Source organism: Burkholderiales bacterium, assembly GCA_036262035.1.
Taxonomy (GTDB): Bacteria; Pseudomonadota; Gammaproteobacteria; order Burkholderiales; family SG8-41; genus JAQGMV01.
Map to the genome: position 1 here is coordinate 768,562 of DATAJS010000010.1, position 14,207 is coordinate 782,768.

General features: G+C 66.2%; 14 protein-coding genes. 4 read left to right on the forward strand and 10 right to left on the reverse strand.

Going from position 1 to position 14,207, the window contains the following annotated elements; all coding sequences use genetic code 11:
- Positions 1-54 precede the first annotated feature (54 nt).
- Positions 55-954 carry an ion transporter gene (locus tag VHP37_11590; GenBank protein ID HEX2826981.1) on the forward strand — a complete coding sequence of 300 codons (900 nt, stop codon included), beginning with the start codon at positions 55-57 and terminating at the stop codon, positions 952-954.
- On the opposite strand, the gene VHP37_11595 is transcribed toward VHP37_11590, so the two are convergent.
- Both VHP37_11595 and VHP37_11600 read right to left on the reverse strand, forming a co-directional pair.
- Positions 936-1,904 carry a cytochrome c peroxidase gene (locus VHP37_11595; GenBank protein ID HEX2826982.1) on the reverse strand — a complete coding sequence of 323 codons (969 nt, stop codon included), beginning with the start codon at positions 1,902-1,904 and terminating at the stop codon, positions 936-938. The two genes, VHP37_11590 and VHP37_11595, sit on opposite strands and share 19 nt — an antisense overlap.
- Positions 1,905-1,959: 55 nt before the next feature.
- Complete coding sequence (locus VHP37_11600) at positions 1,960-2,823, reverse strand: formate/nitrite transporter family protein (GenBank protein ID HEX2826983.1); 864 nt, start codon at positions 2,821-2,823, stop codon at positions 1,960-1,962.
- 80 nt (positions 2,824-2,903) lie between these two features.
- On the opposite strand from VHP37_11600, the gene VHP37_11605 reads away from it, so the two are divergent.
- Positions 2,904-4,133, forward strand: a complete 1,230-nt coding sequence (locus VHP37_11605; protein ID HEX2826984.1) for an amidohydrolase family protein — start codon at positions 2,904-2,906, stop codon at positions 4,131-4,133.
- A gap of 156 nt (positions 4,134-4,289) precedes the next feature.
- Here VHP37_11605 and VHP37_11610 read toward each other — a convergent pair whose 3' ends face one another.
- From VHP37_11610 to VHP37_11645, 8 genes are all read right to left on the reverse strand, one after another.
- Complete coding sequence (locus tag VHP37_11610) at positions 4,290-4,706, reverse strand: YciI family protein (protein ID HEX2826985.1); 417 nt, start codon at positions 4,704-4,706, stop codon at positions 4,290-4,292.
- A gap of 211 nt (positions 4,707-4,917) precedes the next feature.
- Positions 4,918-5,130 carry a CDGSH iron-sulfur domain-containing protein gene (locus VHP37_11615; protein ID HEX2826986.1) on the reverse strand — a complete coding sequence of 71 codons (213 nt, stop codon included), beginning with the start codon at positions 5,128-5,130 and terminating at the stop codon, positions 4,918-4,920.
- Between the two features lie 45 nt (positions 5,131-5,175).
- Positions 5,176-6,645 carry an amidohydrolase family protein gene (locus VHP37_11620; protein ID HEX2826987.1) on the reverse strand — a complete coding sequence of 490 codons (1,470 nt, stop codon included), beginning with the start codon at positions 6,643-6,645 and terminating at the stop codon, positions 5,176-5,178.
- A gap of 77 nt (positions 6,646-6,722) precedes the next feature.
- Positions 6,723-8,183 (reverse strand): hypothetical protein, encoded by a 1,461-nt coding sequence (locus VHP37_11625; GenBank protein ID HEX2826988.1) that lies wholly within the window; start codon positions 8,181-8,183, stop codon positions 6,723-6,725.
- Positions 8,184-8,198: 15 nt separating this feature from the next.
- Entirely contained in the window at positions 8,199-8,420 is a 222-nt protein-coding gene (locus tag VHP37_11630; GenBank protein HEX2826989.1) for a hypothetical protein, read from the reverse strand.
- An 82-nt stretch (positions 8,421-8,502) separates the two neighbouring features.
- Complete coding sequence (locus VHP37_11635; protein HEX2826990.1) at positions 8,503-9,216, reverse strand: alpha/beta hydrolase; 714 nt, start codon at positions 9,214-9,216, stop codon at positions 8,503-8,505.
- A gap of 134 nt (positions 9,217-9,350) precedes the next feature.
- Positions 9,351-10,508, reverse strand: coding sequence for an NADH:flavin oxidoreductase/NADH oxidase (locus VHP37_11640; GenBank protein ID HEX2826991.1), 1,158 nt, complete (start codon positions 10,506-10,508; stop codon positions 9,351-9,353).
- A gap of 210 nt (positions 10,509-10,718) precedes the next feature.
- Positions 10,719-11,699, reverse strand: coding sequence for a tripartite tricarboxylate transporter substrate binding protein (locus tag VHP37_11645; protein HEX2826992.1), 981 nt, complete (start codon positions 11,697-11,699; stop codon positions 10,719-10,721).
- A gap of 68 nt (positions 11,700-11,767) precedes the next feature.
- Between VHP37_11645 and VHP37_11650 the strand changes: the two genes are divergently transcribed.
- Positions 11,768-12,703: a tripartite tricarboxylate transporter substrate binding protein gene (locus tag VHP37_11650; GenBank protein HEX2826993.1), complete on the forward strand. Its 936-nt coding sequence runs from the start codon at positions 11,768-11,770 to the stop codon at positions 12,701-12,703.
- Between the two features lie 256 nt (positions 12,704-12,959).
- On the forward strand, positions 12,960-14,156 hold the full coding sequence (locus VHP37_11655; protein ID HEX2826994.1) for an amidohydrolase family protein: 1,197 nt from the start codon (positions 12,960-12,962) through the stop codon (positions 14,154-14,156).
- The last annotated feature ends 51 nt before the right edge of the window (positions 14,157-14,207 follow it).

The window sequence follows — 14,207 nt, forward strand, 5'->3', positions numbered from 1 at the left end:
CTTCGCGGGAATGACGAGGTGGTCCCGGCTTCGCGGGAATGACGGGGATAACGCATGGCGAGACGAGAGCATCCGACACACGACTACAACGCCGAATCCGACGCCGCGCACTTCGGCAAGCCGCGCGGCGGATGGCGCCTCAAGCTTTTCCGGATCGTCTTCGAATCGGACACGCCGGCCGGACGGCTGTTCGACGCGATCGTCATCGTCGCGATCCTCGCGAGCGTCGTCGCGGTGATCGCCGACAGCCTGGAATCGGTCGCTTCGCGCCACGGCGGCGCGCTCGACGGCATCGAGTGGTTCTTCACGGTGCTCTTCACGATCGAGTACCTCGCGCGGCTGGCGTGCATCGAGCGCCCGCTGCGCTACGCGAGGAGCTTCTTCGGTCTCGTCGACCTCGCCGCGGTGCTGCCGACCTACCTCGCGATCTTCTTCCCCGAGGCGCAGGTGCTGCTGGACGTGCGGATCCTGCGGCTGGTGCGGGTCTTCCGCATCTTCAAGCTCACGCGCTATCTCGCCGAGGTGCGGCTGCTCGGGCGCGCCATGGCGAACAGCATGCGCAAGATCCTGGTGTTCCTGTCGGTCGTGGTGATGGTCGTGCTCGTCGTGGCGACGCTCATGTACGTGATCGAAGGTCCCGGCAACGGCTTCACCAGCATTCCCAAGGCGATCTACTGGGCGCTGTCGACGATCACCACCGTCGGCTACGGCGACATCGTGCCGCGCACCGAGCTCGGCCGCGCGCTGGCCGGCCTGGTGATGCTGATCGGCTGGGGCATCCTCGCCGTGCCGACCGGCATCGTCACGGCGGAGATGACCCTGCAGAGCCTAGGCCGCACGCGCACGCTGGTATGCCCGTCGTGCGGCGTGACCACTCACGAGCCGGACGCGGCGTTCTGCCGCCGCTGCGGCGCGAAGCTCGTCGTCGAGCCGAGTCACTCCGGTGGCGCGTAGTGCTTCGGCACCTCGCCGGTGAGTGACTCGAGGAACGCGACGATGTCGCCGGCTGCGCCATCGTCGAGCGTGCGCCCGAGCTGCACCGAGGCCATCACGCGCACCGCGCGCTCGAGTGTGGCGACCGAGCCGTCGTGGAAGTACGGCCCGGTCTTCGCGATGTTGCGCAGGATCGGCACGCGGAAGACGTAGCGGTCCTCGTCTTTCTTGGTGACGAGATAGCGCCCGAGATCGGGCGTCTTCGAGCCGGTCTCCTGCCAGTACTCCTTGACGATGCCGAAGCGCTGCAGGCTCGTCCCGCCGAAGAGCTTGCCGCTGTGGCAGCCGCCGCAGCCGGTCGCCACGAAGGTGCGCAGCCCGCTCTTCTGCTTGGCGCTGAGCGCGTTGTCGTCCCCGCCGAGAAAGCGATCGAACGCCGACGGCGTGACGAGTGTGGCCTGATAGGCGGCGAGCGAGCGCCCGTAGTTCTGCAGGGTCAGCGGATCGGGATCGTTCGGGTATGCACGGCGGAAGGCCGCGAGATATTCGAGCTCCTTGAGCCTGGCCAGCGCGACGTCGCGTGTATCGAAGCCCAGCGAGCCGGTGATCGAGCCTTCGGCCTGCGCCGCGCCGTCCTTCCGGTCGCCGACCCAGCGCAGGCTCGCCGCCGACATCGAGTTGAACACGCTCGGGGAGCGCCGCGCGGTGGGTTTGCCGCGCGCGTCGATCGGGAAGACACGGGTGTCCGCGCCCCACGTCGCAGCCGCATGACAGCTCGCGCACGCGGTCTTGCCGTCTCGCGAGACCCGCGTATCCCAGAACAGCGCGCGTCCGAGGGCGGCTTCGGGCGTCAGCACCGCGGCGGGCGCTTCGAGGCGTCCGAACAGCCCGGCGGCCGTCTTGCGGAGATCGTCGTCGGCGGCGGATGCCGCGCCGGCAGCCAGCAACAGGGTGGCGAACAGGACGCGCATGATGCCCTCCGTTCGTGCGAGCGTGAGGGCATTGTGATACGGCGCGAACGGCTTGTCAGCCCACGTTCTCCTTCCCTGCGGTCACCTGCCCGTGGTTGAGCGCGGTGACCAGCGCGAGGCCGCCGATGACGTTGCCGATGAACGCCGGCACGGTGTAGTACGCGAACGCCGCCCACCACGACGTGTGGCCCATCGCGGCGTAGGTGTAGACGTCGATGGAGCCGGCGATGCAATGGGTGAACTCGCCGATGCCGACGAGGTAGGTGATGATGACGATCACCCACAGCCGCGCCGATTCCGCGAACGGCAGCAGCCACACGATGAGCGCGATCAGCCAGCCCGCGAACACGCCGCGGAGCACGATCGTGCCGTAGTCGAGCGACATCGCCCTCTCGCCGATGTCGGCGATCGCGTCCTTGACCTCGGCATTGAAAGCGCTGGTGTGCGCCGCCACGAGCGAGATGAGCACCGCGCCGATGAGGTTCGCCGCGAGCACGATCGCCCACAGCCGCAGGACGTTGAGGATCGTCGCGTTGGGCTTGCGCTGGAGCAATGGCAGGACCGGCGTCAGCGTGTTCTCGGTGAAGAGCTGCTGGCGGCCGAGGATGACGATGAGGTAGCCGGTCGAGTAGCCGATCGCGGAGACGAGCGGCCGCCAGTCGGCATCGGGCAGGTGCGCGATCATGAAGGCCTGGGCGAACATCGAGAAACCCATGGCGAGCCCGGCGGCCACACCCGACCAGAACAGCGCCGACGAGGTGCGCTCGAGCTCTTCCTCGCCTTCCTTGAGGATGGCCTTGTAGACGATGGTCCCCGAGGGCGAGCTGCGGTGCTCGGCCTCCAGGCGCTCGTCGGCCTCGGTCGCGGGCTTGACCTCTCCCGCCTTCGGTTCCGCCTTTTTGCGATCGTTCCGGGCCACGCGAGTCTCCTGTCGTCGCGGGCCTGCAGCAACGGCTGTACCGTAAACTGTCAGCATCGACGAAACAGCGGGGTGCGAGGATGGCCTACAGTCTGATCGTGTCGAACGCGCGGCTTGCGCAGGGCGGCGCCACCGTGGACATCGCCGTCGCCGACGGCCGTATCGCCGGCATAGAGCCGCGCATCGAAGGCGGCGCCGAGCGCGTCGACGCCGGCGGGCGTTTCGTCTCGCCGGGCCTGGTCGAAAGTCACTTCCACCTCGACAAGTCGCGCATCCTCGACCGCGTCGCGCCGCTGGAAGACAAGCGTGCGACCGATCACATGAAGCGCGTGTCGGGTGTGAAGGACTCGTTCACGGTCGAGGACATCTATGCGCGCTCGAAGGAGACCCTCGAGCACTGCGTGATGAACGGCGTCATGCACATGCGCACCCACATCGAGGTCGACGCGCCGATCTCGCTCAAAGGCCTGGAAGCGCTGAAGCAGCTCGCGAAAGACTACGCGTGGGCACTCGACCTCGAGCTCTGCGCGTTCCTCCAGGAAGGCTGGACCAACGTGCCCGGCGCCGAATCGAATGTGGTGCAGGCGCTGAAGAGCGGCGCCACCGTCGTCGGCGGCGCGCCGCGCTACGACACCGACGGTCCGGCGCAGATCGAGCGCATCTTCGCGCTCGCCAGGGATTTCGACGTCGACGTGGACATCCACGGCGACGGCGGCTACACCACGCACGACATGATGGCGTGGCAGATCTGCGATCTCGCGGACCGCAACGGCTGGAACGGCCGCGTCGCGATCGGCCACGGCAACAAGTACTCGGTGCTCGGCGACGAGGACCTCGCCAAGGTCGGCAAGCGGCTGGCCGGCGCGAGTGTGGCGGTGTCGGTGCTGCCCGCGACCGATCTCTTCACCAGCGGGCGCCATCAGGAGCACAGCGTGATGCGCGGCCTGGCCGACGCCAACGCGCTCATCGCCCACGGGGTCAACTGCTCGATCGCCACCAACAACGTGCTCAATCCCTTCACGCCCTACGGCGATTGCTCGCTGGTGCGCATCGCCAACCTGTACGCCAACGTGATCCAGCGCGGGACGCAGAAGGACCTGTCGGAGTGCTTCGCGATGATCACCGAGCGGCCGGCGCGGATCCTGCGCAAGCAGGACTACGGCATAGCGGTGGGTAATCCCGCCGATCTCGTGGTGTGGAACGCGCAATCACCGGCGGAAGTGATCGCGAACGTCGCGCAGCCGCTGGTCGGGTTCAAGCGCGGGCGCAAAACGTTCAGCCGCGAGTTGCCGGTGATCCACCGGCCGTAAAGGTCAACAGCGGAAACACGGAGGACACGGAGGATGGCACGGAGGGCACGGAGGAAAACATATGGGTGCCAGGCATCGAGCTCGGAAGAGTTGCGATCGATATAGCTTTCCTCCGTGTCCTCCGTGAACCTCCGTGTCCTCCGTGTTAAAGCTTTTTTACTCTCCGCCCATCCCCATCTCGCGGAAGCGCTCGACCGCTTCCCCCGCGACGAAGTCTTCGAGCTCGTAAAGCTCCCGCACCTCGATCTGCGCCGCGCCGCCGTCGAGCGACGGATTGGGGAAGCGCTTCGTCCACTCCAGCGCTTCCTCGCGCGATTTCGCGCGGATGAGGGTGTAGCCGGCGACGAGCTCCTTGGTCTCGGCGAACGGGCCGTCGCTCACCGAACGCTTCCTGCCGTCGTAGGTGATGCGCCAGCCTTTCGCGGTCGGCTTGAGGCCCGAGCCGTCGATGAGCATTCCCGCTCTCCGGAGCTCTTCGTGGTACGCGGCCATCTCGGCCATCAGGTCGTCGGTGGTCGGCAGGATGCCGGCCTCGGTGTCGGCGGTCGCCTTGACCAGGATCATGAATCGCATTTCGTCGTCTCCTGTCGGATCAGTCGGAAGAGCCAGATGGCGGCGGCGATCGCGAGCGACCCCGGCGCGAGGAGCGCCAGGCCATAGAGGCACCAGCGCAGCAACGGGGGAGCGCTTCGATGCGGGGCGGGGCCGAACGGTCGTGTCGTCATGCCCTTAGTCGATCCGCGGGAGCGCGAATCGACATCGGACACGACGAGGTCGGAGTTTTTTATTCCCGGCTGTCGGGCACGACCGCCGCGGCGGCGGTGAAGCCGATCTCCGAATGGGTGCCGTCGCAGAACGGCTTGGTGCTCGACGCCCCGCACCGGCACAGGAACACCGGCGATTTCACCGGCATGCGCCGGCTCTCGTAGAAGAGATCGATCTCGCCCTCGACCTTGTAAGGCCCGTTCTTCGTCGCGGTGATCTTCACGCTCGCCATGTTGCGCTCCCGTCGGGAAATCGGGGACAGACCCCGATTTCCCCGCTACGCCCGCGCGGTCTCGACCGGCTTGACGCTCATCACCTTCGGCGACAGCGCTTCGGCCACTTCGCGCGCGACCACCGTGTCCTTGAAGAAGTCGGGGTTGTTGCGCGAGTGCAGCCGCGCCGCGTTGAGGAACGTGAACTCGCGGAAGTCTTCCTCGGTCATGAAGCCGCGCTCGATGTTCTCGTAGACCTCAGGGATGACGTCCTCGAAATCGGGCACGTCGAAGTGCGTGAAGTCCGAGCTGAACACCGGCCGCAGGCGCACGCCCATGCGCGGATCGAACGCGAACACCGTCGCGCGGTCGTCGGCCTCGCAGCCGAAGTAGAAGTTCTCGGAGAAGACCTTGCGGATGTCGGCCTTGGACTTGACCCCCGACGCGTCGAAATCGTCGACGACGTGCTCGGGCCTGGACAGCTCTTCGACCGTGCACTCGGGCCTGAAGGCGTCGAGGTTGCCCATGATCGCTTCGGCGCGCGCCCTGAGCTTGTCGTCGCCGTAGCGGTCGATGTAGCGGCGCAGCTCCGAGAGATCGGTCTTATGCGGATACTGGAGCTCGGCGCGCTGGCGTTTCTCCCAGTGCTCGATCACGTCGCACACCATCTGGGCGGCCCACGACACGCCGCCTTCCATGAAGCCGAAGTTGAGATTCGGATGGCGGTTCACCACACCGCCCAGGAACACGCTCTTGCAGAAGGCGTGGTTGGACTGCGCGAAATGCCCGACATGGTTGTAGGTGAAGTTGCTGATGGAGCCGCGATCGGACCAGCGCGTGCTGCCCGAGTGCTGGGTCACCGCCACGCCGAGCTCGACGCAGCGCTTCCAGAACGGGTCGTAGTCGAGCGGGCTGTCGAGGCCGATGGTGTCGACGTACCACGGCGCTTTTGCGGGATCGATGCCTTCGGCCATGCCGGGGATCGGGCGCTCGACGTTACCGCGCAGCATGACCCCCTTGAGGCCGAGCGTGCCGACGGCGTACTCGAGCTCGTCGATCGCGGCCTGCGGCGTGCGCACCGGCAGGATCGCGACCGGCGCGAAGCGATCCTTGTACGGCGCGAACATCTCGGCGGTCATCGTGTTGTAGGCACGGCACGCGGCGCGCGAGAGCTCGTCGTCGTTGATCGTGTTGAGCGTGAGGCCGAAGCTCGGGTACATCACCGCGAAATCGATGCCGAGCTCGGGCAGGCGCTCGTTCAACAAGGCGGGAAGGAGCGCGGTCGCCTTGTCGAAGGTATTGGCGGTGACGCCCCACCAGATGAAGCGGCGCATGCGGTTCGACTGCCGCTCCTCGGGCGTGGAGCGGTACCACGCGTCGTTGCGGCGCCACTGCTTGCGGATCTCGTCGACCGCCTTGCCGCCGCCGCTTTCGGCGAGGTGATCGAGGAAGACCGGGATCGGCTCCATCCAGTGGCCGTCGCCGTCGATCACCGGATGGCTCAGCTTCCCGCGGATCTCTGCTGCGCGCGTCATGCTCCCCTCCTTCGGACTGGATACCGTGGACAGATCATGCGCCGCACGGCCCGGGCGGGCAATGCCGGTGAAACGCGCTACATGCCGGCCTTGATCTGGTCCACGATTCCCTGGTTGATCGTCACCAGCCCGCGCATCGCGAGGCGCGTCGTCGCCGGTCCGTCGAGGTCGACTTCCATCTCGACGCGTTTGCTCTGGTTGGCCGCGAGACCGCCCATGTTGCTGATGATCCCGGCGGTGCGGGCGACCGCGTCCTTGCTCGAATCGTAGCCGCCGGTATCGCGGAAGCTCGCGTAGTGGCCGTCCAGCGGCAGCGCCTTGATCATGCGGATCGCCGAGCCGTTGGCGTGGGTGTGGACGAAGAAGCCGTCCGGCGCCTGCGTGATCGACATCCCTTCCTTCGCGTCGGCGCTCGAGCCGCGCGCGGTGATCGACGAGCGGTTGTTGCCGGACGATTCGAGCGCCGCGACATTGACCGCGACGCTGATCGACAGCGCTTCGAGGTTGCCCTTCACGTAATCCATGCGCTTGGTCATGTTGCCCGTGCCCATGCCGGCGAAGCCGCGCGAGATCACCTTCATGCCCGCGGGCGCGGTGACGAGGTACTTGCGGCCGTTCTTCTCGAGCAGCACCGGCGTGCCGGGGCGGCTCGGCGCCTCGGTCGCTTCGTACACGAAGCCGTTGTCTTTGACGAAGGCTTCGGCGTCTTCGAGCTTGACGCCCGCGCTTTGCAGGCGCGCGGTGAAGTCGGAGTACACCTTGTCGGTGATCGCCTGGAATGCCGCGATGTCGACGTTCGGCACGTTGTAAGTCACGCGCATGCGCGTCGCGCCGTAGTCGCGTCCGGGGAGATAGCCCGCGCGCGTGCTCGCGGTCACTTCGCCGCCGATGTCGTAGAGCACGCGGAACTCGGCGATGTAGAAGCGCTTGCCCTTGAGGTCGAGCTTGCCGTCGAACAGCCCGCTCGTCGCGCCGGGCGAGACCGCTTCCGCCAGCGCCGGCGTCACGCTCGCTACGCTGAACGGCGTGACCTTGGTCAGCCCGCCGGGTGCGGGTGCGCCCGCGATCCGGTCGAACTCTTCGGCGGTCAGCGTCCTGCCTGCGACGCCCGGATCGTCCGCCTTGCAGCCTTTGGCCGCGCCGAGCTTCGTCAGGAAATCCTTGCGCGACGCGGCTTCCGCCCCGCGCTGCTTCGCGGCGGCGTCGGGCGCCATCTTCTGCTCGGTCGCGGTGCGCGCCGTCGCGTTGCCGGCGGCGCCGCCGATCACCGAGCCGAGCGGACCGAAGAGGCTGCCGATGAGCGAGCCGCCGACCTGTCCTGCGACGCCCGCGCCTGCGCCCGCGGCGGCGCGCGTCACTGCGCCGTTGTCGGGATCGCCGGCGGCGATGATGCCGTCGAGCGGCTTGGCTTCCTGCTGGATGCCCGGGCAGTCGAGCGTGGCGTCGCCGGGTTTGACGCGTTCGATGGTTTGGGCGGAGGTGTTACCGATGCACAGTGCAAGACCGCTGACGAGCGTCAGCCGCGACCCCTTCTTCATTCTTCCGCTTTCCTTTCATTTTATATTCTCGGGAATGACCGGCAGCAACAGATAGGATACACGCGCGCCGCCCGCGTGCAGCGTGACGCGGCCGCCGAAGCGATCCTTCGGACGATCGTCCGGATCGTCGTGCGTCATGCCGCCGGTGCCGCGCGTGCCGTAGCGGAAGCTCTTCGCGAACTGGGAGAGCTCGCCTTCGTATTCGTAGTCCTTGCCGCGCGGCCACGAGATCGCCACGCCGGCTTCGCCGGCTCGCGATGACCCGTTGGTTGTCATTGCGAGGAGCGGCAGCGACGAAGCAATCCCGTGACGCACGCAATCACAACGTCGCGACAAACTCCTCGATCAGCTTATTCACCTTCTCCGGCGCCTCGGTGCACGGGAAGTGGCCCGCGTCGTCGAGCTTCACGTAGCGCGAGCCTTTGACCGTCTCGTGCATGTCTTTCTCGTACTCGGGCGGCTGGCCGGGATCGCCGAGGCCGCGGATCAGCAGGAGCTTGGGCTTCAATGTCGCGAGGCGGTCGGAGACGTCGAAGGTGTCGATGGCCATGAGGTCGTGGTATTGCGACATCGGCCCGACCTGGCGATGGCGCTCGATCAGGCGCTCCTTCAGCTCCGGCTCGACGTAGCGCATCGCTTTCTTTTGGAACGGGATCCATTCTTCCTCGTACGACTTCGGGTCCTTCGCGGCACGCAGCCGCATCTCGTAGGTGTCGGGCTTGCGCGTCTTCGGCTTGGCCGCGACCGTCATCAGCACCAGGCCTTTCACTTCCTCGGGATAGTCGAGGCCGTACTGCAGGCCGATCGATGCGCCGAGCGTATAGCCGACGAGCACGAGGTCCTTCTTCATGCCCTGCGCCCACAGCCAGCCGCGCACCCACTCGGTATAGCCTTTGACGTCGGCGCAGCGCGTGCCTTCGAGATGGCCGGGAAGGTCGGGCGCGACGCATCCAGGGAAATGCTTGCGTTGGTAGTAATAGGCGTCCGCGCACGCGCCGGCGCCGGGTCCGTGGATGAATACGAGTCGGGTCATGGATGAGCCTGTAGTTTAAAAAATGGATTCCCGACAGTCCCGCTATCGCGGTTCGGGAATGACGGCTACTTCGTCATTCCCGCGAAGAGCCTGCCCTCGAATGCTTTAGTCGGGGGCGGGAATCCATTTTGAGTTTAGTCGCGCGCGTTCATGCCGCGCTGAAAGGTCGACGGCACACCGAAGTCGAGCTTGGAGCGCTTCTCGAGGAAATACGCGTAAGCCGGCGGTATCCCGCTGAACGGCGCTTCGGCCTGGAGCTTCTGCGCCGCGTCGATCGGCCAGTTCGGGTTGTGCAGGAACTCGCGGCCCAGGGCGACCAAATCCGCACTGCCGGTCTGCACGATCTCTTCGGCGTGATCGGAGTGCACGATCATGCCGACGGCCATCGTCATGATGTCGGCGCCTGCGCGGATGTCGCGGGCGTAGGGCACCTGATAACCGTAACCCGGCGCCTGCTCGCTCGCGGTCGCGCCTTCACCCATACCGCCCGAGCTGCAGTCGATCACGTCGACGCCGGCTTTCTTGAGGGCTTTCGCAAGCTCGACGCTGTCGTCGATCGTCCAGCCGGTTTCATCGACCGCGGAGACGCGGAAGAACAGCGGTTTCTCTCGAGGCCAGCTCTGGCGCACGCGGCGCACGACTTCGCACGCGAAGCGCATGCGGTTTTCCAGCGAGCCGCCGTATTCGTCGGTGCGCTTGTTTGCAGTCGAAGAGAGAAACTGGTGTATGAGATAGCCGTGCGCGCCGTGGATCTCGACGATGTCGAAGCCCGCTTCGTCGGCGCGCCGTACCGCTTCGCCCCACTGGTCTGCGGCTTTGCGGATGTCGTCGCGGCTCATCTCGCGCGGCACCGAATACTTCGGATCGTGCGCGACCGCGCTCGGGCCGATCAGCTCCCATGGTTCGCCGTGATCGACGCCGGGATGGTTTGCCATCGGCACGCGGCCTTCCCACGGCACCGAGCGCCGCGCCTTGCGGCCGGAATGGCCGAGCTGGATGCCGACCACCGCGCCGTTGCGCTTCACCAGCGAGGTGATGCGCTTCATCGGCGCGACGAACTCGTCTTTCCACAAACCGAGATCGCGCGGCGTCGAGCAGCCGGCCGGATCGATCTTGGTCGACTCCATGAACACGAGCCCCGCACCGCCCGCCGCGAACTTGCCGAGGTGCGACAGGTGGAAATCGTTGACGTGTCCGCCGTCCGCGCAATAGGTCAGCATCGGCGAGACCACGATGCGGTTACGCAGCGTGAGCTCGCGGATCGCGAGCGGTGAGAACAGAGCGCGTTGCATGGTCTTCCCCCGAAACGTTTTGTGACGCATGTTAACCTCGACCCGCCGGAGTCTGCAGCCTTTTTCCACAGCGGAAATCCACGATATGGCTCAACCCTGCCGCACCGCGCGCGTCGGCGATCTGGCATTCATGACGACCTCGCGGATTACACCGCGGCCACGGCGTGAACCTGCTCGCGCCTGACGCTTGCGTCGAGGAGATCCGCGCGTTTATTCGGGCTTGATGCCCGCGTCCTTGACGATCTTCGCGGCGCGCGCGACTTCGCTCTTGATGAACGCGGTGAAGTGCTCGGGGGTCGGGCTCGAGTGGAGCTCGACGCCCTGCTGCAGGAACTGGTTGCGCAGCTCGGGAATCTGCACGAGCTTCACGATCTCGCCGTGCAGCCGCGTGACGACGTCGCGCGGCGTTGACGCGGGCGCCAGGACGCCGTTGAAGATGCTCGCCTCGAATCCCGGCAGCGTGTCGCTCACGGGAGGAACATCGGGCAGCAGGGTGGAGCGCCCGGGCGTAGTCACGCCGAGCGGACGCAGCCGTCCCGACTTGATGAGCGGTATCGCGGTCGTGAAGTTGTCGAACTTGACCGGCACGTGCCCGCCGACGAGGTCCACCAGCGCCGGCGCGTCGCCGTTGTAGCCGATGCGCACGAGGTTGACGCCGGCCTGCCGCTTGAACAGCTCCATCGCCATGAACGAGCCCGAGCCCAGGCTCGACGACGCGTAATTGAGGCGGCCCGACTGCGATTTCGCGAACGCGATCAGGTCGCGCACGTTTTTCACCGGCAGCGACGGATGCACGACCAGCACCTGCGGGATCGTCGCGACGAGGCTCACGCCCGTGAAGTCGCGCGCGGCGTCGTACGGGATGTTGCGCATCAGGCTCGGCGCGTTGGTGAACGTGCTCGCCATCATGAGGAGCGTATAGCCGTCGGGTGCGGAGCGCGCGACGTATTGCGCGCTGATCGAGGCGTTCGCGCCGGGCCGGTTTTCGACGAGCGCGCGCTGTCCGAATGCCTCGCCGAGGTTCTGAGCGACGGCGCGTCCTACGGTGTCGAGGTTGCCCCCCGGCGCCGCGCCGACGATGAGCCGAATCGGTTTCGCCGGATACGCCTGGGCCGCGGCAGGGTCGGCCTGCGTTCCGAGCGCGGCGAGCAACGCGGCACAGCCGATTCTCGTTATGATGGTCAGCGGCATCGCAACAGAATAACCGACAACGATATGTTCGGAGGAGCCCGTTGAGAACCGCACAAGCAACAACGGCCGTGGCGTTCGCAATCCTGAGCGTCGGAGCCGCCGCACAGACATACCCCGCGAAACCTATTCGTTGCATCGTGCCGTTCCCGCCGGGCGGCACCGCCGACATCCAGGCGCGGCTGCTGTTCGAGAAGCTGGGGCCGAAGCTCGGCCAACAGGTCATCATCGACAACCGCGGCGGCGCCAACGGCAGCATCGGCATGGAGCTCACCGCGCGCTCGCCGGCCGACGGTTACAGCATCGTGCTCGCGACGGTCGGCACGTGGGTGATCAACCCGTATCTCTACAAGCTCTCCTACGACGTGCTCGACTTCGCGCCCATCATCCACGTCGCCACGACGCCCGGCGTGCTGATCGTGCATCCGTCGCTGCCGGTGCATTCGGTGAAAGAGCTGATCGCGCTGGCGAAGCGCCGCCCGGGCGAGCTCACTTTCGGCTCTGCAGGCATCGGCGGCTTCGGTCACATGTCGGGCGAGCTCTTCTCGCAGATGGCGCAGGTGAAGATGTCTCACGTGCCGTACAAGGGCTCGGGGCCGTCGACGGCGGACCTGATCGGCGGGCACATCCAGATCCTCTTCAACAGCGCGGTGCCGAGCGTGCCGCACGTCAAGAGCGGAAAGGTCCGCGCGCTCGCGACGACGGGTGCGAAGCGCATGTCGATCCTCCCCGAGCTGCCGACGATCGCCGAGTCGGGGCTGACCGGTTACGAGAACTCGACCTGGACCGGCATCGGCGCCCCGCCGAAGACGCCTCGCGCGGCGACCGAGCGGCTGAACAAGGAGCTCAACGCGGTGCTGCAGCTTCCGGAAGTGCAGACCGCGATGAAGAACGACGGCTCCGAGATCACCGGCGGCACGCCCGAGGCGTATCACGAGCGGCTGAAGCGGGATCTGGCGAAGTTCGGGAAGATCGTGAAAGCGGCGGGGATCAAGACAGAGCAGTAAAGCAATTTGAACCGCAAAGGACGCAAAGGACGCCAAGGAAAGACAAAGAACGTCATTCCCGAACCGCGATAGCGGGAGCTGTCGGGAAACCATCTGGCTTTGACGACCACAACATGGATTCCCGCCTTCGCGGGAATGACGGCATTGCGCGAACGCGCAGGCTGCTTCTCGGTATCGGTTTCGCTTTTCCTTTGCGTCCTTTGCGTCCTTGGCGGTTAAATGGGTTCTCGCGCCACGCGAAGGAGGAGACGCCAACATGCACTACGACGTGATTTCGGCGGACTGTCATGTGGACTTGTGCTGGCTGCCGCCCGAGCTGTTCGTGGAGAACGCATCGCGCGAGATGCGCGATCGCATGCCGTTCGTCGCCGAGACGCCGAGCGGCCGGATGTGGAGGACCAAGTCCGGCGCGAACCTGGGGCACGTGAACGGCATGGGCTCGGCGGGGCGGCAATATACGCCGGGCAAGATCCATCGCGCCGACCGCATGGCCGAGACCGGTCTCTACGAAGACGGCAAGCGCGGCATCCGGCGCCTCACCGATCCCGACCTGCGCATCAAGGACCAGGACCGCGACGGCGTGCAGGCCGAAGTGCTGTATGGCGTGCTGGGCGCGACGGGACGTCTCAACGATCCGCAGGCCGCGGTCGAAGTCATGCGCGTCTACAACGCGTGGCTCGCCGATTTCTGCTCGGCGCATCCCGAGCGTTTCGCGGGGCTCGCGTCGATTCCGAACAATCCGATCGAAGACGCGATCGCCGAAGTGAAGCGCGTCGCCGCTCGCGGCGCGCTGCGCGGCCTCGACATCGCGAACTCGAGCGATCTCAAGCCGCTGTGGGATCCGTACTGGAACCCGCTGTGGGAAGTCATCAACGACACCGGCCTGCCGCTGCACTTCCACACCGTCGGCGGCTACGTGCCCGAGCACATCCGGAAAATCCAGATGATCGGCTCCGATCCCACGCGAGCGGAGCTGCCCGGCGCGCCCGAAGTCGACATCCCGGTGGCGCGCGCCGCGTTCGCGAGCCACATCAGCCAGTTCCAGGTGAACATGGCGAACGTGCTGACCTCGATCATCTTCGCCGGCGTGCTCGAGCGCTATCCGCGCATCAAGCTCGTGCTCGGCGAATCGGGTATCGGGTGGATCCCGTACGTGGTGTGGCGCATGGACGCCGAGTGGGAGGACCAGTTCAAGGACCTCACGCTCACGATGCCGCCATCGGAGTACTGGAAGCGCCAGTGCTGGGCGACGTACCAGACCGATCCGATCGGCATCAAGCTCATCGACGAGCTCGGCGCTGACAAGGTGATGTGGGGCTCGGATTTCCCGCATCCCGACGGCGTTTGGCCGGATTCGAGGGAATACATCGAGCGCGAGCTCGGGGCTTTGCCGCCGGACGTCAAGCGCAAGGTGGTCTGCGACAACGCCGCGAAGCTCTACGGTTTTCAATAAAAGTGACGGGTAAGGCGGTGACGGGTGAAACGGTGACGGATAAAGCAGTGA